This window comes from Shewanella sp. MR-4, from assembly GCF_000014685.1.
Taxonomy (GTDB): Bacteria; Pseudomonadota; Gammaproteobacteria; order Enterobacterales; family Shewanellaceae; genus Shewanella.
Window position 1 is genome coordinate 3,726,221 of sequence record NC_008321.1, and the last position, 21,151, is coordinate 3,747,371.

Sequence of the window (21,151 nt, forward strand, 5' to 3'; positions counted from 1 at the left end):
ATTATGTCTCGGTGCTATCTTTGAACACAGACATAATATGTCAATAAGGACAAATATGAATATCCATACTCTTGCTAATCACCTCAACAGCCTTGGCAATAACAGCCAGACCGGCTTCCAATTCGATTGCTATCCAATTGATGGTGAAGTCGAAGTGTTGCAAGTGAATGTGGTCGGCCGTGAAGAAATCCCGGTATTCGTATCGGTTACGGACAACCAAATTCTCTGCATCAGCTACCTGTGGGGCGAGAACGAAGTAAACCAAGAACGTCGCAGCAAAATGTTTGAAACCATGCTCGAATTAAACATTCCAATGCCATTGTCAGCCTTTGCCAAAATTGATGACAAATACGTGGTTTACGGCGCGCTGTCTCTGCAATCTAGCATGCTCGAAATCGAGCAAGAGTTAGCAGTCTTATCCGATAACTGCTTAGAAGTTATCGATGAAATGGTCGACTATCTGAAATAAGGAGCCACAATTATGGGCATTCTGAACAAAATTTTAACAGCGTTTCGCGGTGGTGCCACCGAAGTTGGCCAAAGCATCGTAGACGCAAACTCAACTCGAATTTTCGAACAGGAAATCCGTGATGCCGAGAAACACTTAACCAACGCCAAGCGCGAACTGACCGATGTAATGGCGAAAGAAATGCAAGCCAGCCGCGAAATTGACCGCTTAAAGCGTTCTATCGCCGAGCATGAAGGCTATGTAGCCCAAGCATTAGACAAAGGCAATGAAACCTTAGCCATTGAAGTGGCTGAAAAAATTGCACAATTGGAGCAAGAGCTGGCAGAGCAGCAAAGCGCCAACGACAGCTTTAGCGCCCATGCACTGCGCCTGAAAGACTTAGTGAAGAAGACCGAGCGTCAACTGTCTGATTATCAACGTCAGTTAAGCATGGTCAAAACCACCGAAAGCGTGCAAAAGGCGACAGCGACCATTACCGACTCTTTTGCGTCAAGCAACTCTAAGCTGCTGAATGCCAAAGATTCATTAGAGCGTATCAAGTCGCGTCAACAACAGTTTGATGACAGATTAAAAGCCGCTGAAACCCTAGCCGAAGAAGGCAGCGATAAATCATTGCAGGCCAAATTAGCCGAAGCAGGCATTGGTGAGCAAAAATCCAATGCCAACGCCGTGCTCGAACGTATCAAGGCACGTAAAAGCTAATTCATGATTGACCAAACGCCGAGCACCAATGGGACCATCACCCCCTATTGTGCTCGGCTTTTTTGTTTTAGGTACGCTAATATGCCCTTAACGCCAGCTAACTCATGGTGTTAACAAGGGAATTGTCCGCACTGTTTAGGAGCGAATATGGGATTTTTTAACAGTATTTTTGGTAAAAAGGCGCCGCCAGCGCGTGAACTCAATCATCCCTCTGCGCTCAAGATCGGCGATATGATCTCCATCGACAATAGCTTTGCTCTGCCGCCACAATTGCGCGGTCAACAACTGAAAGTCGAAGCGGTGAATACCTATGAGTTTGAACGCAATCAGCAAACCGAGTGGGTGCTAAAAGGTCATGGTAGCGAGACGCTATTTTTGAGTATTGAAGAGGACGATGAAACCTACCTCGCTTTCTCCCTTAAAATTACCCGCGCGCAGGTAGAGCAGTTATTCGATTTAGAGCAATTCAGCACCCTGTTCGATGAACCAGGCCACGCCGAACTCACCACCCAAGAGCTATCGCCACCATTAGCCGAGCAACTCGAACAATGGCTGGGTAAGCAATACCATCAAGTGACCTTTGCGCTGTTTGGCTATTTTCACCGTGAAGACTACCGCGGATTAAAACCGCCGCAGGATGCTAATGGCGCAACTGGCGAGCCCTTCGAATATTATTTATTACTCGACGATGATGAAAGCCGCGCGGTAGAAGTCGAAGTATATGAGGGTGGCGATACCGATGTGGTTCTGACCTTATATCGTCCATTGTCAGACATTCGCGACTACTGGCCCGGTCAGTAAAGTTTGGCATATGATAAAGTGCGCGATTCGCACTTTATCGCTTAACCCATTACAATCCCAATATAATTCGCTCGAAATGTTCGGTTGATAGCAACAGGTAGCACCTAATGAGTAAAACGAAACACCCTCTCCCAGAGCAATGGCAAAAGAACCAGCAAGCCGCAAAAGCGACACAAGTTGCCTTCGATCTCGATGAAAAGTTTCAATATTCTATTCGTAAAGCCGCGCTCGATGCGGGTGTCAGTCCTTCCGATCAAATCCGTACCATTTTAGGCCTAAGTGTTTCAAAACGTCCGACTCGTCCACGTTTAACCGTATCTCTTAACGCCGACGATTACGTACAGCTCGCAGAAAAATATGGCCTCAGCGCCGATGCGCAGCTTGAGATTAAACGCCGCGTGCTCGAAGACCTAGTGCGTTTTGTCGCTGAAGATTAATCAGTCGGCTTCAGTTTAAGCCATTAAATCGCCTGACATACCTAAGTCGGGCGATTTATCACAAAGTTAATTTACTCATAGCGTAAACTCTTTTACCTTAGACATTCGCCTTAAAACACAGGGATCATGTTAGGCATGACAGATAAAACCTCTTGGTCGCTCCGTTCTCTGGGTAATCCATCTCCCTTCGAATTCGCTATGATGCTGCTGTCGCTGCTCTCAGTCATCATAGTGCTGGTGATGACCTTTGGCCGCCTCGACAAAGAAACCTATCGGTTACTGTTTTTTATCGATACCACGATTTGCATGATTTTTATGGTCAACTTTTTCATTGGCCTGTTTCGCGCTCGCGATAAAGTTTTTTATCTGCGCCATCATTGGATTGATTTTATCGCCAGCATCCCCGCCATCGAGGCGCTGCGAATTGCGAGGGTATTTCAAATCCTGCGGGTGATCCGTTTAATCCGCATGAGCCGCTCTTTCCTTATTCCATTGATAAAACAGCGTAAACAAGCCACTCTCGCCAGTTTACTGGTCGCTATGGTGACCATTTTAACCTTCGCCTCTATTATCATTCTGATCGTCGAAAGCGGCACAGAGGGCGCTAATATTCAAACCGCCGAGCAAGCCATTTGGTGGGCCTTAGTGACGATTTCAACCGTGGGTTATGGTGATTTCTATCCCGTCAGCACCGCAGGACATATTGTGGGTGGCATAGTGATTGTCAGTGGCGTGAGTTTTTTCGGGGTGATTTCGGGTTATATGGCGTCGGTATTTGTCGCCCCCGATGAAAGCGAGCGCCAAGAACGTCAAGACGCCCATAAGGCAGAGATTAAAAGCGAACTCGAAATGGCTCTTGCCAGAATGGAAGAAAACCAGCGGCAGATGGAGCAAAATCAGACGCAGATGTTGGCAAAAATTGCCGAGTTAAAACAAGCACTAGAAGCGAAAAATAGCTAGGAAGGCATGGCCTTCCTACGCTTTATGCAATGTGACTATTACCAATAGGTCGTCTGCTGAATTGCATTTTGCCTCGAGGCCTCCATCGCAAAAAGTAAGCTTTGCTGCTTAGCCTCAAGCCAGTCGCTTAAGTCAATGCCAAGCATTTGAGCTGCAAAGGTTAATTGCTGATAACAGGCTAAGGTTCGAATCCCTAACACCAGATCCTGCCAGGGAGCCCTAAAGGCATCGCGGGATTTCGCCTCATACAAAAGCCCATACGCTTGTCCTACTTGAATACTTTCATCGAGTAAAACGGCGCACTGCAAATAATCCTCGGCTGTCATGGTCTTATCGCTAGGCATAGCCGAGAGAACCGCCTGCCATGAGGCTTCCTGTGCATGATCAGCATGCTGGGATAACCCAAGCTCTGCGGGCAGTTCTATGTTACCCGCGCTAAGCGCCAATAGGATCTCAACGATAGCCAACTGCAATTGACCGTATTCGACGCCTTGCCAAAGCGAGCTTAAACGCCCTGGCAAATCCATCGCCTCAAACTGTTGCTGTAATTGTTGCATCAAGGCTTGGCGGGATTCGAGCCGACTTAATAACCCTTTTTGACTGCCGAGCAAGGCCGCTAAGGCCTGTGCCTCTTCAATAAACGTAAGCTGGGATTCAATCAGATTAAAGCACTGCATCAAAGTAGCGTTAGCAAGGCCAAACTGGCTCAGCGTCATACGCAGTAAACGGATACAGGCGCGCATCCGCCACCAAAGGGCTATCGCGGCTTCGTTATCTTGTTCTTCGGCAATCATGGCTTCGAGCAACTGCCAACGTTCGAGCGCAGTTTCTAGTAGCACTTGGCAGGTGGCCGTTAAATCCTGCTGATGAGGCTGATGCAGGTTGAGATCCTCAGGCACAGGCAGCGGTAAAAACTCGAGAGCACTTAAGGTTAATGGCTTAGATTGCCCCGCGAGTCGATAGCCACGCTGCGCCTTACTGGCTTTACCTAAACGCACAGGAACGCTATCGGCCACCTGAGTAGCCAGTGTTAATAATGAGCAGGCATCCCCCGCTAATAGCTCAAATTCGAGTTCACAGAGTGCTTCATGCTGACCATTGGCGGTGATTTCTCCAGTGTCTAAAGCAACCTCAATAAGGCTCTCGCCTAGAGTCACATGCCAAGCGCGGCGATAAAAATCGGTGTGAAATACGCAGCCAAGCTCCGCCTGTACAGCCGCTAAATTGGCATTTGCGGGCCAGATACTGGCAGGAAAGAGGCTTAAATTTGGGCTATCGGCTGCAATGGTGACGTTATATTCGGGACGAGAATGGATCCCCCCCACAACTTGCCCCGCCGTCTTAATCGTCTGCTCTCTGTGACCATCAAACCCGCGCACCCTTAGCCCCATGTCCCATTGGCGTAATTGTAATGCGGGGGTATCAAAGTAACCATTGCTTAAGCGACGCTTTCCCTGCGATATGGCGTTCGGCAGGCTATCTAGCTTATTTATCAAGGATTCTTGAAACTTAGGAAGGAAAAACAGTTTTAATTCTATCTCTGCATTCATTGCGGCACCGCTCATTTTGTCATCAAAGATTCATTGATGCGTCACTTTTAGTTCATAATGTCACAAATGTGTCATAAAAATCCCGTAGGATTTGGTTTTGAAGTTGGTATATAACCCGTTAGAATAAAGCTGTGATTTTTTCTCAAAAAACACAGTTTCAATACGCGGACGCATAGGGTAACATGCGCCCGCTTTTTCCAATCATGGAACAATCTAAATAGGTAAACGGCAATGCCAGTAAACTCTATTTTGGGCGTGTTTGCAAAATCGCCAATTAAGCCTCTTCAAGAGCACATGGACAAAGTCTACGATTGCGCATCGTTACTGGTCCCCTTTTTCGAAGCCACCATTACAGGTAACTGGGATGGTGCAGTTCAACTACGCAAGCAAATCAGTTTAGCGGAAAAGCAAGGTGACTCACTCAAGCGTGAAATTCGCCTCACTCTGCCAAGCGGTTTGTTTATGCCAGTTGAGCGTACAGATCTATTGGAACTCCTTACTCAACAAGACAAAATCGCTAACAAAGCAAAAGATATCTCAGGTCGTGTTATCGGCCGTCAATTATTAATCCCTCAGGTCATGCAAGTGCCTTTCATTGCGTATCTACAACGTTGTATCGACGCTGTGGGTCTTGCAAAACAAGTCATTAACGAACTCGAAGATTTGCTTGAAGCAGGTTTCCGTGGTCGTGAAGTCGACTTAGTGGCTAAAATGATCAACGAACTCGATATCATCGAAGAAGATACTGACGATCTGCAAATTCAACTACGTCGTCAGCTATTTGCATTGGAATCAGAATTGAATCCTGTCGATGTAATGTTCCTCTATAAAACGATTGAATGGGTCGGTGGTCTTGCAGATCTTGCCGAACGAGTCGGTTCGCGTCTTGAGCTTATGCTGGCTCGCGTTTAATAAATAAGGTTATCAAGGTATCAATATGGTTGATGCAGGTATGGAGGTGGCTAACGTCTTAGCCACTAATGGGCCGTGGCTTATTGCCATTGCGGCCGCGTTTGGTTTTCTAATGGCGTGGGGTATTGGTGCGAACGATGTAGCCAATGCCATGGGAACTTCTGTAGGTTCCAACGCTATTACTATTAAACAAGCGATTATTATCGCAATGATCTTCGAATTTGCTGGTGCTTACTTAGCCGGCGGCGAAGTAACCAGTACGATCCGTAACGGTATTATTGATTCAAGCTACTTTACCGAAACCCCTGAACTGCTGGTATACGGCATGATTGGCTCGCTGTTAGCCGCAGGAATTTGGTTAGTTGTTGCATCAGCCTTAGGCTGGCCAGTATCTACCACTCACTCTATCGTGGGCGCGATTATCGGCTTCGCGGCTGTGGGTGTTGGCACTGATTCAGTCGCTTGGGAAAAAGTAGGTGGTATTGTTGGTTCTTGGGTCATCACTCCTGCAATCTCTGGCTTTATGGCCTTCATTCTGTTCCAAAGCACACAAAAACTGATTTTCAACACAGATAACCCACTCGCTAACGCGAAACGCTATGTGCCTTTCTACATGGCTTTTGCGGGCTTTATCATGTCGTTAGTGACCATCCTTAAGGGTCTATCACACGTTGGTATTCACTTAAAAGGCGCCGAAGCTTATATGCTGGCGGGTGTGATTGCGCTGATCGTCGGTATCATTGGTAAAGTGGTGATTTCTCGTTTAAAAATGGATGAGAAAGCGACCCATAAAACCATGTACGCTAACGTTGAAAAAGTGTTTGCTATCCTGATGGTTCTGACCGCCTGTTGTATGGCGTTCGCCCACGGTTCAAACGACGTGGCTAACGCGATTGGTCCATTAGCGGCAGTCGTATCTGTAGTTAACAGTGGCGGTGAAATTGCGTCTAAATCTGCATTAGTTTGGTGGATCCTGCCTTTAGGTGCCGTGGGTATCGTGATGGGTCTGGCTATCTTCGGTAAGCGCGTGATGCAAACCATTGGTAAAAACATCACTCACTTAACGCCAAGCCGTGGTTTTGCTGCCGAATTAGCAGCAGCTTCTACCGTAGTTATTGCTTCTGGTACTGGTTTACCTATCTCTACTACCCAAACCTTAGTCGGTGCGGTATTAGGTGTGGGTATGGCCCGTGGTATTGCAGCAATCAATATTGGTGTTGTGCGTAACATCGTTGTGTCTTGGGTGGTAACCTTACCTGCGGGTGCAGGTCTGTCGATCATCTTCTTCTTTATGATTAAAGGTATCTTTAACTAAGAAGCGCATCACTATGGCAAGCTTGCCGTAGAAACGTACTAAACACATAGGAATCGCTAGCATGGATGCGGCAAAGTTGAGGGAAGTCTATGACTTCCCTCTTGCATTGCAGGCCTCAAATCCCTAGCATGTGGTCACTATTTCGTTGATGAGAATACAAAAGTGTTAAGAATGCTGACTCTGGTGGGAATGATGTTACTCTCCCCCAACCTGCTGGCCGAAGGCCAACCCCGCTATATCTCGGATAACGTGTTTCTTTATATTCTCAATGGCCCGAGTACAGACTACCGTATCTTAGGCTCAATTGAAGCGGGACAACCTATTACCTTTTTGGGCGAAACCCAAGGCGATTACTCGAAAATTATCGACCACAAGGGTCGCGAAGGTTGGGTACCGACTAACATGATTAGCTCTACCCCGAGTTTTCGCGAGCAAGTATCGTCACTCACCAGTGAACTGGCTGAAGCTAAAGCTAAACTGGACGAAGTGATGAATTCAACCGAAAACCATACGGATGAATTGGCCGAGCTAAAAGCCAAGCTGACCGAAGCCGAAGCGATGCTCAACAAAACCACCCAAGAACGTGACAGTTTGAAAGTGGCCGTGGATCGCAGCGCTCAAGAAGCGCAATTCGCCCTATGGCGTGAAGGTGGATTGATCGCCGCTGCGGGGTTAGTGATCGGGGTAATTTTGGTGTATCTGCCGAGACCGCAGCGCCGCAATAAAAAGCGTTGGATGTAAATTTTTACGCTAATCGCCGCGAAGTATAAGTAAAAGCCAGTGTTTTCAAACACTGGCTTTTTTGTCAATTGAGCGTTACATCTGGCGCGTAACAAGCTAATCAAACAATCTTCACATTCTTTCACGCTATAGTGTTGTCCGTCACATTTTGGTTGTATAATCTGCGCGCGCAAAGCTTCATATTGTATACAAAATATCAAATGCGTTTCGCGCCCCCCCATTTTTGTTTCAACAATAGAGCCCAAAACAACTGGCCAAGATGGAAGCGATTACTATGTTCAAAGCGAGTGAAGTGCTGGCAGGCCGCTACGATTCTGCCAATCTCGACGAACTGTTCAAAGCCGTCACCGACAACTATATTGTCGATGAAGAACAATACTTGTCAGAGCTAATCAAACTAGTGCCCTCCAGTGATGAAGCCATCGAGCGCGTCACTCGTCGTGCCCACGAACTAGTCAACAAAGTTCGTCAATTCGATAAGAAAGGTTTAATGGTAGGCATCGACGCCTTCCTGCAGCAATACAGCTTAGAAACACAGGAAGGGATTATCCTGATGTGTTTAGCCGAAGCCCTGCTGCGTATTCCCGATGCGGCCACCGCCGACGCCTTGATTGAAGATAAACTCTCAGGCGCGAAATGGGATGAACACTTAAGCAAGAGCGATTCGGTTCTGGTTAACGCCTCCACTTGGGGCCTGATGCTCACTGGCAAAATCGTCAAACTCGATAAAAAAATCGATGGTACGCCAAGCAACCTGTTAAACCGTTTAGTGAATCGTTTAGGTGAGCCTGTGATCCGCCAAGCCATGATGGCGGCGATGAAGATCATGGGTAAGCAGTTCGTACTTGGCCGCACCATGAAAGAAGCGCTCAAGAACAGCGAAGACAAGCGTAAATTAGGTTACACCCACTCCTACGATATGCTGGGTGAAGCTGCGCTGACGCGTAAAGATGCCGAAAAATACTTTAACGATTATGCCAATGCGATTACCGAGTTAGGCGCGCAAAGCTATAACGAAAGCGAATCACCACGCCCAACCATTTCTATCAAGCTGTCGGCGCTGCACCCACGTTACGAAGTCGCTAACGAAGACCGTGTACTGACCGAGCTGTATGACACAGTTATTCGCTTAATTAAGTTAGCCCGTGGCTTAAATATCGGTATTTCTATCGACGCCGAAGAAGTTGACCGCCTAGAGCTGTCGCTAAAACTGTTCCAAAAACTGTTTAATTCCGACGCCACTAAGGGTTGGGGCTTACTCGGTATCGTGGTGCAAGCTTACTCTAAGCGCGCCCTGCCTGTGTTGGTATGGTTAACCCGCCTAGCGAAAGAACAAGGCGATGAAATTCCGGTTCGTTTAGTGAAAGGCGCTTATTGGGATAGCGAGCTGAAATGGGCACAACAAGCTGGCGAAGCCGCATACCCACTCTACACGCGTAAGGCTGGTACAGACGTGTCTTACTTAGCCTGTGCGCGTTATCTGTTGTCCGATGCGACACGCGGCGCAATTTACCCACAATTTGCCAGCCACAACGCGCAAACGGTTGCCGCGATTTCCGATATGGCGGGCGATCGTAACCACGAGTTCCAACGTCTACACGGCATGGGACAAGAGCTGTACGACACTATTCTGTCGGAAGCGGGTGCGAAAGCGGTACGTATCTATGCTCCTATCGGTGCCCATAAAGATCTGCTGCCCTACTTAGTGCGTCGCCTGCTGGAAAACGGTGCGAACACCTCGTTCGTTCACAAGCTGGTCGATCCTAAAACCCCTATCGAGTCTTTAGTGGTTCACCCACTGAAAACCCTGACAGGCTACAAAACCCTGGCTAATAACAAAATCGTTTTACCTAGCGATATCTTCGGTAGTGATCGCAAAAACTCCAAGGGACTCAACATGAACATCATTTCAGAAGCAGAGCCATTCTTCGCGGCCTTAGACAAATTTAAATCGACGCAGTGGCAAGCGGGCCCTCTGGTTAATGGTCAAACCTTAACTGGCGAGCACAAAACCGTTGTTAGCCCATTCGATACCACCCAAACCGTGGGTCAAGTGGCCTTTGCCGACAAAGCGGCTATCGAACAAGCTGTCGCCTCTGCCGATGCTGCGTTTGCAACTTGGACTCGTACTCCCGTTGAAGTGCGCGCCTCAGCCCTGCAAAAGCTGGCGGATCTGTTAGAAGAAAACCGCGAAGAACTGATTGCTCTGTGTACCCGTGAGGCTGGCAAGAGCATTCAAGACGGTATCGACGAAGTGCGTGAAGCCGTAGACTTCTGCCGCTACTACGCGGTGCAAGCTAAGAAGCTGATGTCAAAACCTGAACTGCTCCCAGGCCCAACGGGTGAGTTAAACGAACTCTTCCTCCAAGGTCGCGGTGTGTTCGTCTGTATCAGCCCATGGAACTTCCCATTGGCGATCTTCTTAGGCCAAGTTTCGGCAGCACTGGCGGCGGGTAACACTGTCGTTGCTAAACCTGCTGAACAGACTTCAATCATTGGTTACCGCGCAGTGCAGTTAGCACACCAAGCGGGTATTCCAACGGACGTGCTGCAATATCTACCAGGCACAGGCGCTACCGTAGGTAACGCGCTGACGGCTGATGAGCGCATCGGCGGCGTATGTTTTACCGGTTCAACTGGCACAGCCAAACTCATCAACCGCACACTGGCAAACCGTGAAGGCGCAATCATTCCGTTAATCGCCGAAACCGGTGGTCAAAACGCTATGGTGGTTGACTCTACTTCTCAGCCAGAACAAGTGGTTAACGATGTAGTATCTTCATCCTTCACCAGTGCGGGTCAACGCTGCTCGGCGCTGCGTGTACTCTTCCTACAGGAAGATATTGCAGACCGCGTAATCGATGTACTCCAAGGTGCGATGGATGAGTTAGTGATTGGCAACCCAAGTTCAGTGAAAACCGACGTAGGCCCAGTTATCGATGCGACCGCGAAGGCTAACCTTGACGCCCATATCGACCACATCAAGCAAGTTGGTAAGCTGATCAAGCAAATGTCTCTGCCTGCGGGTACCGAGAATGGCCACTTTGTGTCACCAACGGCCGTTGAAATTGACTCAATCAGAGTGCTTGAAAAAGAACACTTTGGTCCAATCCTGCACGTGATCCGTTACAAGGCATCTGAACTTGCCCATGTGATCGATGAAATCAACAGCACAGGTTTTGGCTTAACCTTAGGTATCCACAGCCGTAACGAAGGCCATGCCCTCGAAGTGGCTGACAAGGTTAACGTAGGTAACGTGTACATCAACCGTAACCAAATCGGTGCAGTCGTTGGCGTACAGCCTTTCGGCGGTCAAGGTCTGTCGGGCACTGGTCCAAAAGCCGGTGGTCCACACTACTTAACTCGCTTCGTGACTGAAAAGACTCGCACTAATAACATCACCGCTATCGGTGGTAACGCCACACTGTTATCACTGGGTGATAGCGACGCCTAAGCTTGCTCACATCTTCAGCTTTAAGCTAAGACTATTCCATAAAGTTAAGGCCAGACATTGTCTGGCCTTTTTTACTTCATTAATCAAAGTCGTGGGGCTTCACCCCACACCCGACCAAGGAGGACTGCTCGTCCTATCCTCCTTGGATGCTCCAAGACGCCCCAACGGAGTTGAAAGCCCCTTGTGCTCATTGCCAAATTTGCTATCGCTTCCGAAGGATGCGTCCCTGCACCTGCGAAAGCTAGTCGGTCATCCATGACCGAACTCACGCAATTTGTCTATTCGCCCTGCGGCAACTCCGAGGGGAGGTGTATTCTGTTACTTCAGAGTTAACAGTTAATCCCAAGAGAGTGGTGACTATCCCTCCATGAATACGCGAGTGTAAAAATAAAACTATATATCAATACGTTATATTGACTTGAAACACATAAAAACCGCTACAGCAAAAAACAGGACATGCGCAGATCTTTGGGGATTAATAGCTCACACAATTGCGTCAAGAGTTCACCTTCTCCTGCGAAGTTGCAGAAGGGCGTTGAAGAAAATCGCGTGACGCAGACAGGACGTCTGCGTAGCTTTCGGGGGGAAGGTACGCCCCATCGGAAGCGTTAGCGATTTTCGAATAAGCACGAAGCCACTCATCAATGCATGTAACTTCGCTAGGGACGCCGGGGGATTTCCAAAAGGGGAACAGGCGTTTTTCCCCTTTTGGTCGGGTGTGGGGTGAAGCCCCACGACTTTGATTCACCTCGGCCGTTAGGCCATGATTCGAGATTCGTGACACAACCCCTACGCATTTTTCTCACTCACTTACCTGACATGAATGTCCTCAAAACTGAGTCTCACCAAGCAAGCGGTTTCAAAGCCAATGTGAGCGGCTTCAAATTGTGAATAGGCAAGATTTGAAAGCGATATGAGGGGATTGCGCCTAAGAGATAAAAACCTTCATAATCGCCATTCAATCAACCGATTTTTTACTTTCTCAAAGTCACTTTCTCAAGGTAACTATGACATTCTCGCTATTAGATATTTCTGCACTGACGTGGTTTATCGTTTCTTGGGCTGGCTATACAGCTTTTGCCCGACGTAAGGCGAAGGATACCGACTGTATTGCCCGTGGCCTGCATAAGCACCGAATTTACTGGATGCTCGAGCTGATGACTCGAGGCGTGCGCGTTGGCGATGCGGCGTTATTAGCGAACCTTGAGCGTAATATTGCCTTTTTTGCCTCAACCACACTGTTCGTGCTCGCGGGGGTATTAACCTTATTTGCCCAAGTTGAACGCCTCGAAGCCGTGATCGCCACTATTCCCTATGCTACGCCGCCGAACCACTCCTTAGTCCAAGTGAAGTTGGCGCTATTAGTGGTGATCTTCGTAATGGCGTTTTTCCAATTTACCTGGTCGATGCGCCAATACGGCTTTGTGAACGTGATGATAGGCGCAGGCCCCATGGATAGCGAAGGCGCCAATGACAACCTCAAAGCCTACGCGCGGCAAATGGCAACGGTGCAAGACCAAGCCGCCCATTCCTATAACTATGGCCTGCGGGCGTACTACTTTTCGATGGCCGTGCTCTGCTGGTTTGTGCACCCGATACTGTTTATTTTGGCTAGCCTGTTTGTGGTGGTCACCCTGTATCGCCGCGAATTTAAATCCCGCGCCGTAATAGCCATTACCGCCGCCAAGGCACATTTAGGCAGCGAATATCAGGCGCGAGAAAACCAGCGCCAATCTAAGTAGTCCCAGCCAACCTAAGACTGCGCCAGCCAAAGCGCAGTCTTATTCTTGTTCTATACTCATTGGGTTAATCACCAATCAATAATGGGAGTGAGCCATGAGTGATAATCTGTTAACTGTGGATGAAGTATGCAAGTTGCTGGATAAGAGTCCGGCAACGATCAAACGCTATGCGCGGGAAAACCTGCTCAGCAGTGTGAAAGACGGTGAAGAATTGCGATTCCCCGAAGAAGAGGTCAAACGTTACTTAGCCTTTTCGCAGCGCTTAGGAAGATAAGCCGCCGCGCCTTTTATCGATTCATCCCCAAATGGACTTGGGATGCCTCGCTTATCCTTGTATAGCCATCTGTAACTGTCTGTAAGATAAAAACTCCCGTTGTGATTCCTCTAGCCCAAGTTCTGCGGCTAAGGCGAGGAGCTGCGCCTCATAGATTGGCAGCTTAGCTTCATCATTAGTCATAATAGCAAGCTCGGCAAAGTCACCTAAGCCTTCGAGCCAATCAAGCGTTAAGTGAAATTCCCCGAGAAAATACACGCTGCGGCGTTTTTTAATCTCAAGCACACATTGATAACCTAAAGTCCGCAGCATACTTTTGGCCTTGTTGGCATCCGTGATATTAACCGCCTCACAGCGGTCCTTCTCGGGCCCTTTCACAATCCACAGCATGATGCCAGAGGGCTGCATCTCGCGAATACACAGGCTTTTATGCTCAGCCGCTAAGGATGCTGTTGGTGAATCAAAATAGCAGTCATGCTCAAGATTATCCTCGAGCATCACCTCAGGGGATTTGGCACTTAAACGTGCCCAAAAGGCCTCGCGGTCCGTGAGTCGATACTTAAGCTCTACCTCAAACTTACCGTTAAAATGGGCGTTAATTTGCGGAGCGAATTCTTTTGGCGCCAATTCTTTTGGTGCAAGGTCTGCTGGCATAGGGTTATTCATATAAAGGCTTCACTCCTGCTGCGCGTATTTCTCACCCATTCGACATCCAGACTTAAGCTAAGCGACGATAGAGCGCCTGATAGGCGGGGCAAGTTTGAAGTAACTGCTGATGATCGCCCGATGCCACAATTTGCCCCTCGGCGAGGAGGTGAATTTGGTCCATCTTGGCCATCGCCGTTAATCGATGGCTGATCATTAGCAGGGTTTTATCCTTTGCGAATTCAAGCAGTAAACTTAAGATCTCCCGCTCGGTGCGCTTATCTAAGCCCTCGGTTGGCTCATCTAACAGTAACAAAGGCGCATCACGGAGCAATGCCCTTGCCACGCCAATACGGCGCTGCTCACCGCCCGATAACTGCCGGCCGCCCTCACCAATCCACATATCGAGAGGCTTGTCGCCTTTAAGTAATTCGCCTAAACCAACCTGCTGTAATACTTGGATAAAACGCTCGTCATTAGCGGTACGCTTTTGCCCTTCTGGCACAGGCAAGGCAATAGCAAGGTTCTCCCGCAGCGTGCCCGCGTACAGGTAAATTCGCTGGCTCACGACTGTCATCGCCGATCTTAAGGCAGCCTCGCTATAGTCCGTCAGCGGCTGACCATCTAGGCAAATTTGGCCACGCTGCGCCTGCCATTCACGGGTGATTAAGGACAATAAACTGGATTTACCGCAGCCCGTTGCGCCCAATAACGCCACCTTTTGCCCGGGCTCTACCGTTAAGGATAAGCCCTGCAGTACGCTCTGGTTATCGTGATAGCCAAAATGGATATCCGTCATCTGCAGCCCGCCCGATGTCGCCTTAAGCGTTGAATCTTCGCTAAAACGAATATCGCTTTCTTGCTCGGTGATTTCGTGAATTCGTGTCGCCGCCAGCACACAGCCCGACAAATGTTGGAAAGCACCCGCGATTGGCATCATCATTTCGACGCAGGCCATAGTGGCAAACACCATCAAGGCAAACATAGGGCCGGGAGGCACGGCATCGCCCACGCCATTGGCGGCTAAAAATAGCATCATGATGAGTGCCGAGCCTGTCGCGAGGATCAGCATGGCTTGGCTCAAGGCGGTGATATTCGCCATCGCCCCTTGGCTGGCAAATAACGCCTGCTCGGCCTCATCGAGCTTGTGTCTGTATCTGGCGTTCGCACCAAATAAACTCAGCTCAGCTTGGCCCTGCAGCATCTCAAGCAACTGCACCCGATATTGGCGTTTGGTCTCCAACATATTGCGACTTGGCTCATGCCCAAGCCGATAAAACAGCAATGGTAGCAGCAGCCAAACCACCACTAAAAACAGGCATAAACTTAAGGCCAGCTTGGCATCAAACCATGCGAGGAACAGATATAACAACGCCGTCATCAGCAAGGAAGCCGCCATCGGCGTCAACAATCGTAAATACAGATGGTCGAGTGTATCTATATCCGCCACGAGGCGGTTTAGCATATCCGCACGGCGCAGACCCTGCAGATTTTTAGCGCTAAGTGGGAAGAGTTTTCGCCACGCCCACACTCTGAGTTCAGTCAGTAATTTAAAGGTCGCCTCATGGGTCGCGAGGCGCTCACCGTAACGACTGGCCGTTCGCGCGATAGAAAGAAAACGCACGCCACCTGCGGGAGTAAAAAAGTTAAAGGATTGGGAGCCGATAACCGTTAATCCCGCCACCGCCGTCGCCGATAAAAACCAACCCGACAGCGACAATAAACCAATCCCCGCCATGAGTGTGGTTAGGGTGAGTACAAGCCCAACGGCCATCATCAACCATTGGTGGGAGAACAACCGAATAAAGGGAAGGAGTATTTTCATTGTGCGGCTCCCTCGGTTGTCCCTAACGCGGTATCGCTATGGGTATCAGGTTTTGGCGATTCCAGCCCAATATCGGCTACTGATTCAGTATTTTCATGCAACATAGTTTGGAATAACCCCGCCTCAGTTGACAGCGTCGCAAAATCCCCCCGCTGGACTATCTCGCCTTTATCGAGCACTAGGATGGACGACATATGGTCCAGCTGATCGACTCTGTGGGTTACCATAATGCCCATCTTACCCGCCATCGCCGCTTTTAAGGTGCGGCTAACGAGTTGTTCGCTGACACTGTCTAAACTCGCCGTCGGTTCATCGAGAATAAAGACCTGCGCCGCCTGTCCCAATGCTCGCGCAAGCGCAATACGTTGCGCCTGTCCGACCGATAAGGTCGATGACTGCTCGCCTATCGGCGTGGCTAAACCAAGGGGTTGGCTGCGGACAAACTCATGGATATTGGCCTGCTCCAGCAATTGCCAAACCTGCTCATCTGTCATTTCAGGATTGGCTAAGGCGACGTTTTCTCGCACTGTGCCATGGAATAACTGCGGCTCCTGCCCAAGCCATGCTAACTGCTGTCGCCAATGGGCAAGATCTAGGCTTGCGAGTTCAACCCCATCGATTAGCAGCTTGCCTTTATAGGGCAAAAATCCTAATAAGGCATTGAGTAAACTGGTTTTACCGGCGCCGCTTGGGCCAACCAGAGCCAAGTGTTCGCCCTGTTTCAACTCAAAACTAATGGGGCCGAGTAAACGGCTGCCATCGGTACTAAAGACTTCTAGATCTTTTACGCTAAGGTGAGTCAGCTTATCGAACCGCGTTTGCTGCCCGAGCTTGTCCTGCGAAGAACCTTGTTCAGAACCCGACTCTGGCTCAGGGTGTTCCAGCAGCGTCATCAATGCTTGGGCCGCGCCAATCGCCTGCGCTTTAGCGTGATAGTGAGTGCCCATATCCCTAAGGGGCTGATAAAACTCAGGCGCCAAAATTAAGATAAACAAGCCGACAAACAGGCTAAAAGGTAAGCCTTCATTCGCATTAGGCCCAAGTTGAGCATGCGCGCCATAGTAGCCAAAATCGAGGTGACCTAAATAACTGAAACCAAAGTAAACCGCTAATACGGCAATCGATACCGCGGCAAAAAACTCTAGCACTGCCGAGCTTAAAAAAGCCATGCGCAGCACAGACATAGTACGGCTACGGAACTCCTCCGAGGCTTTTTCAATCACCTTGAGTTCAGCATCACCCCGATAGAAGAGTTTTAAGGTCGAAAGCCCTTTTAATCTATCCATAAAGTGGCCGCTTAATCTGGCTAAGGCATTGAAGTTTTTACGGTTGGCATCGGCCGCGCCCATACCGACGAGGATCATAAACAACGGGATAAGTGGCGCAGTTAACAGCAAAATCAACCCCGCCGCCCAGTTGATAGGAAACACTGCGATAAGGATCAAAAAGGGGATCACGCCAGCAAGGGTCATTTGCGGTAAATAACGGGCATAAAAATCTTGTAAATCTTCCACTTGCTCTAAGACTATGCTCGCCCAACTGCCTGCGGGTTTGCCTTTAATAAACGCGGGGCCAAGCCGAGTTAACTTATCCATTACCGCACCGCGGATCTGTTGGCGTAAGCGTTTGCCCGCTTCAAAACTGGCGCGCTCGCGGCCATAGGCGAGTATTGCTCGCAGCAACATTAAGCCAATCAAGGCCATAAAATGTGGCAGATAATCGCTTGCCCCTACAGTTGATTGCGCTTGGATGCTATTTGCGCCATCCGTAAATGCCTGCAAGGCATTGCCAACAATGACGCCATCGAGGAGTGTGGCTATCAGATAAGCCTGTGCTATCAATGCAATAGCACTTAACATTCCACACCATACGGAGAGCTTAACAAACCAGCCACAGGCCTTTTTTTGCGACTTGAGCCAAACGAGAAGGGACTTTTCTAACGACTTATCCATGGTGCTCCAACAGAAACTAGCAAAGCAGTAGGTTGTAGAAATAGGCTAAACACTGAGTGACCCCGAGGGGCTTGCAAGTGTTGAAAAGGTTCGATAGGGACGCAGTATCGCAGGCATCCAAGGTAGATGAAACCTTAGCGGAAGCTTTTGTTAGCCTATTCACAAAAATGAGATAAAGATCAATAAATTCCCAAAGTGCGGGAACCCAGAGCCAACGCTTGCCGCCAGCTTAATCAATCGGCCTTAATTATTGCTGAGCGCCGTATTTGACTAACACATGCCAGAGCAGCTTTAGCTCGTGTGCCACCTGAGCGCGGTTCCCCCGATCGCGCCAATGCTGGGGCGAGTGGTATAAATCCCGCGCCGCCACGCCAATGGCATAGGCATCGACACGCTCATCGATAGCAATGCGACTCGCCAAAGATGGCATAGTCGGTCCACGGAAATCACTGGGGATCTGCGCCGTGTGCAGACTAAAACCATTATGATATTGCAGCTCGATATCATAGCGATCACAGACCTTGCTCAAGGTGACACCGATTTCAGTCCCTTTAAAACTAGGATCTGCCACCAGCATGGCAATGTCTTCATCGAGGGACACATCACCGTGGATCTGCGCCTCAATATAATGGTCGAGATTGTTCGACATCGGCCGTTCAAAGCGCGACAGCAGGGAGGAGTTCAGTTGATGCGCCAAATATTGGATCACGTTGAGCGGTTTAAAATCCACTTTCCCCAAGGCATAGTGGCGCTCAAAACTCTCGGTGAGCAGCGCCGCTAATACATCATCAAAGCAGGATAAAGTGCCCTTTTCCTTCGGGTTACGGTAGGAATCTAAATAAGTGAACGTCGAGCGCGTGAGCAACTGTGAATGGGTCAGCAAATAACAGCTGCCAAAACGCGGGGCAGGGCCATCCTGCCACATGCCTAAATCCAAGGCGCCATACTTAGGCCGAGACTTAGTCCCCTTGTAAGCATCGCCAAAGAGTTGATTTTCCCAATGATCCCTTGGCCCACCTAATTCGGGGGATAACTGTCCATTGGAGATATGGGTTTCGAATTGGCTGCGGTATTGACCATCACGCAATAATCCTTCGGCCACTGTGATACCGCGGCTATCAATTCTGTCGGGATGAAAATGCAGTGCGACTCGGCCACAGTGTAACAATTGCTTCAGCGCCGCTTGCATCTCCTGCATGGGAATGTTGGACATCTGCTGCACGTTTCGAATAACCGCCACGGCCTGTTCACTTCGACCACGTGCGAGGCGTTCAATATGCTGTATTGCTGTCATAATCCACCTGCCATGGAGCGTCAATATGCCTAAGAGGACTCATCCTAAGAATTCAATGCTGCTGAATTCAAGCTACAAAGGGAAAATTTCCCAGTTATCTTTACTAATCCGATTGATGACTAACGTCTTTGCAACCTATTGAGGATGTTTGTTAATTTTACCCCAAGTTAGATTACTTAGAAGCAATGAAATTAACACAAGCGTGATCTTTCCCTAAATACTGAACAAGATACTGATAGGTCGATAAATTAGCCACTCCTGAATCGGCTTTTGCGCCAGATAGACAACAAACCACTTTCAAACATGGCGATCTAGCGCCTCTTCATGTAAGCTGCACGCCCGCCAATTCGGCCATACTACTGCTGCGACACTTTGCTGCCACAAGAGACCCATTAATGAGTTTTTCCTCCCTAGGTTTATCTGCACCGATCCAAAAAGCCGTGACTGAACAAGGTTATGACACACCCTCTCCTATTCAAGCACAGGCGATTCCCGCCGTACTGACGGGTAAAGACGTGATGGCTGCGGCCCAAACGGGGACAGGAAAAACCGCAGGCTTTACCCTGCCGTTGCTCGAATTACTCTCTAAAGGCAATAAAGCCAAGGTGGGACAAATCCGCGCCCTAGTGCTAACCCCCACGCGCGAGTTAGCGGCTCAAGTAAGCGAAAGCGTTGAAACCTATGGTAAATATCTGCCATTGCGCTCAGCGGTCGTCTTTGGTGGCGTGCCAATTAATCCCCAAATTCAAAAGCTACGCCACGGGGTAGATGTACTGGTCGCCACACCTGGACGATTATTAGATCTTGAGCAGCAAAAAGCGGTGAAGTTTAATCAACTCGAAGTCTTAGTGCTGGATGAAGCGGATCGCATGCTCGACATGGGTTTTATCCGCGATATCAAAAAGATCCTCGCCATGTTGCCCGCTAAACGACAAAACCTGATGTTTTCGGCGACCTTCTCCGATGAAATCCGCGAGCTGGCCAAAGGCCTAGTGAATCAACCAGTAGAAATTTCAGTTACGCCACGCAACGCCGCGGCAAACACAGTCAAACAATGGATTTGCCCCGTCGATAAGAATCAAAAATCGGCGCTGCTAATTCAGCTCATCAAGCAGGAAAACTGGCAGCAAGTCTTAGTGTTTTCACGCACTAAACACGGCGCCAACAGACTGGCTAAGAGTCTTATTCAAGCCGAGATCAGCGCCGCCGCTATCCACGGCAATAAGAGCCAAGGCGCACGCACCAAAGCCTTAGCCGACTTTAAGAGTGGCGAAGTGCGCGTGCTAGTGGCGACCGATATTGCGGCGCGCGGGCTCGATATCGACCAATTACCACAAGTAGTGAACTTCGATCTGCCCAATGTCCCCGAGGATTACGTACACCGCATTGGCCGCACCGGCCGTGCTGGCGCCTTAGGCCAAGCCGTATCCTTAGTCAGTAGCGAAGAAACTAAGCTGCTCAGGGACATTGAGCGTTTGATCAATCGCGTGCTTGAAAGGCAGGAGGTTGAAGGCTTCAGCCCTGTGCATGCGCTCCCCGAATCGACCTTAAATGCCCATGGTAAAGAGAACAAAATCAAAGCCGTGGCGAGCCAACGTAAGCATCGCAGCGCGGGTAAACCCTCGCCAAGAGCCGGTACAGGCCGCGATGGTCGTAAAACGCCAGACAGCAGCGACGGCGCTGCGCAGCAAAAGAACTCAAATCCAAACCAAGGCCAGCGCAATAATCAGGGGCAGCATAAGCGTCCTCAAGCGCCAAAAAACGCTGAGCATAAAAACACGCACTCAAGTACCGAAGCTGGCCGCACGCCAAAACCACAGGATAAACGTCCTCCGCGCGGCAAAGGCCCGGCTAATAGCGAACATAAAGCCAAAGGCCAGCCTCATTCAGCGGCGCAACAACTTAGTCCACAGGCTCGCAGCGAAAAACAACATTCTGACTCACGCCGCCAAGGCCGCGCTCAGCCGAATGCTAATCCCGCCAGCGGTGAACACAAAAAGCCCTCGCATCGACCCGATAACCGCCCTAATCGCGTAAAATCCTAATTCGATTTCACGCCCAAAAGCCCCGTAATAAGA

The 21,151-nt window shown here is 49.3% G+C and carries 17 protein-coding genes; 12 read left to right on the forward strand and 5 right to left on the reverse strand.

Features of this window, described 5'->3' with window-relative positions; all coding sequences use genetic code 11:
* Positions 1–55: 55 nt before the first annotated feature.
* The 5 genes from SHEWMR4_RS16315 (at position 56) to SHEWMR4_RS16335 (ending at position 3,369) form a co-directional block, all read left to right on the forward strand.
* Positions 56–469 (forward strand): YjfI family protein, encoded by a 414-nt coding sequence (locus tag SHEWMR4_RS16315; protein ID WP_011623856.1) that lies wholly within the window; start codon positions 56–58, stop codon positions 467–469.
* A gap of 12 nt (positions 470–481) precedes the next feature.
* The gene (locus SHEWMR4_RS16320; RefSeq protein ID WP_011623857.1) at positions 482–1,171 is read left to right on the forward strand and encodes a PspA/IM30 family protein; all 690 of its coding nucleotides are present in this window, start codon (positions 482–484) and stop codon (positions 1,169–1,171) included.
* A 147-nt stretch (positions 1,172–1,318) separates the two neighbouring features.
* Positions 1,319–1,972, forward strand: coding sequence for a hypothetical protein (locus SHEWMR4_RS16325; protein WP_011623858.1), 654 nt, complete (start codon positions 1,319–1,321; stop codon positions 1,970–1,972).
* A gap of 107 nt (positions 1,973–2,079) precedes the next feature.
* Positions 2,080–2,409 carry a hypothetical protein gene (locus SHEWMR4_RS16330; RefSeq protein ID WP_011623859.1) on the forward strand — a complete coding sequence of 110 codons (330 nt, stop codon included), beginning with the start codon at positions 2,080–2,082 and terminating at the stop codon, positions 2,407–2,409.
* 135 nt (positions 2,410–2,544) lie between these two features.
* Entirely contained in the window at positions 2,545–3,369 is an 825-nt protein-coding gene (locus SHEWMR4_RS16335) for an ion transporter (protein ID WP_011623860.1), read from the forward strand.
* Positions 3,370–3,407: 38 nt separating this feature from the next.
* Here SHEWMR4_RS16335 and SHEWMR4_RS16340 read toward each other — a convergent pair whose 3' ends face one another.
* The gene (locus SHEWMR4_RS16340; RefSeq protein ID WP_011623861.1) at positions 3,408–4,919 is read right to left on the reverse strand and encodes an inorganic triphosphatase; all 1,512 of its coding nucleotides are present in this window, start codon (positions 4,917–4,919) and stop codon (positions 3,408–3,410) included.
* Between the two features lie 231 nt (positions 4,920–5,150).
* Between SHEWMR4_RS16340 and SHEWMR4_RS16345 the strand changes: the two genes are divergently transcribed.
* The 6 genes from SHEWMR4_RS16345 (at position 5,151) to SHEWMR4_RS16370 (ending at position 13,357) form a co-directional block, all read left to right on the forward strand.
* On the forward strand, positions 5,151–5,831 hold the full coding sequence (locus SHEWMR4_RS16345) for a TIGR00153 family protein (protein WP_011623862.1): 681 nt from the start codon (positions 5,151–5,153) through the stop codon (positions 5,829–5,831).
* Between the two features lie 25 nt (positions 5,832–5,856).
* Positions 5,857–7,146: an inorganic phosphate transporter gene (locus SHEWMR4_RS16350; RefSeq protein ID WP_011623863.1), complete on the forward strand. Its 1,290-nt coding sequence runs from the start codon at positions 5,857–5,859 to the stop codon at positions 7,144–7,146.
* Positions 7,147–7,338: 192 nt separating this feature from the next.
* Positions 7,339–7,887 (forward strand): TIGR04211 family SH3 domain-containing protein, encoded by a 549-nt coding sequence (locus tag SHEWMR4_RS16355; RefSeq protein WP_011623864.1) that lies wholly within the window; start codon positions 7,339–7,341, stop codon positions 7,885–7,887.
* Between the two features lie 259 nt (positions 7,888–8,146).
* The gene (gene putA / locus SHEWMR4_RS16360) at positions 8,147–11,341 is read left to right on the forward strand and encodes a bifunctional proline dehydrogenase/L-glutamate gamma-semialdehyde dehydrogenase PutA (protein WP_011623865.1); all 3,195 of its coding nucleotides are present in this window, start codon (positions 8,147–8,149) and stop codon (positions 11,339–11,341) included.
* A 1,007-nt stretch (positions 11,342–12,348) separates the two neighbouring features.
* The gene (locus tag SHEWMR4_RS16365) at positions 12,349–13,083 is read left to right on the forward strand and encodes a DUF599 domain-containing protein (RefSeq protein ID WP_011623866.1); all 735 of its coding nucleotides are present in this window, start codon (positions 12,349–12,351) and stop codon (positions 13,081–13,083) included.
* Positions 13,084–13,177: 94 nt separating this feature from the next.
* Positions 13,178–13,357: a helix-turn-helix domain-containing protein gene (locus SHEWMR4_RS16370; RefSeq protein ID WP_011623867.1), complete on the forward strand. Its 180-nt coding sequence runs from the start codon at positions 13,178–13,180 to the stop codon at positions 13,355–13,357.
* 51 nt (positions 13,358–13,408) lie between these two features.
* Here the strand turns inward: SHEWMR4_RS16370 and cyaB are convergent, their stop codons facing one another.
* The 4 genes from cyaB to SHEWMR4_RS16390 all read right to left on the reverse strand — a co-directional run bounded on the left by cyaB (position 13,409) and on the right by SHEWMR4_RS16390 (position 19,073).
* Positions 13,409–14,023, reverse strand: a complete 615-nt coding sequence (gene cyaB, locus SHEWMR4_RS16375; RefSeq protein WP_011623868.1) for a class IV adenylate cyclase — start codon at positions 14,021–14,023, stop codon at positions 13,409–13,411.
* A 52-nt stretch (positions 14,024–14,075) separates the two neighbouring features.
* The gene (cydC, locus tag SHEWMR4_RS16380; RefSeq protein ID WP_011623869.1) at positions 14,076–15,827 is read right to left on the reverse strand and encodes a heme ABC transporter ATP-binding protein/permease CydC; all 1,752 of its coding nucleotides are present in this window, start codon (positions 15,825–15,827) and stop codon (positions 14,076–14,078) included.
* Entirely contained in the window at positions 15,824–17,779 is a 1,956-nt protein-coding gene (gene cydD / locus SHEWMR4_RS16385) for a heme ABC transporter permease/ATP-binding protein CydD (RefSeq protein ID WP_011623870.1), read from the reverse strand. The genes cydC and cydD overlap by 4 nt, the downstream gene beginning before the upstream one ends.
* A gap of 247 nt (positions 17,780–18,026) precedes the next feature.
* Positions 18,027–19,073 carry a DUF3626 domain-containing protein gene (locus SHEWMR4_RS16390; protein WP_011623871.1) on the reverse strand — a complete coding sequence of 349 codons (1,047 nt, stop codon included), beginning with the start codon at positions 19,071–19,073 and terminating at the stop codon, positions 18,027–18,029.
* A 395-nt stretch (positions 19,074–19,468) separates the two neighbouring features.
* Here SHEWMR4_RS16390 and SHEWMR4_RS16395 point away from each other — a divergent pair, with 395 nt between their 5' ends.
* Positions 19,469–21,118 (forward strand): DEAD/DEAH box helicase, encoded by a 1,650-nt coding sequence (locus SHEWMR4_RS16395; protein WP_011623872.1) that lies wholly within the window; start codon positions 19,469–19,471, stop codon positions 21,116–21,118.
* Positions 21,119–21,151 lie beyond the last annotated feature (33 nt).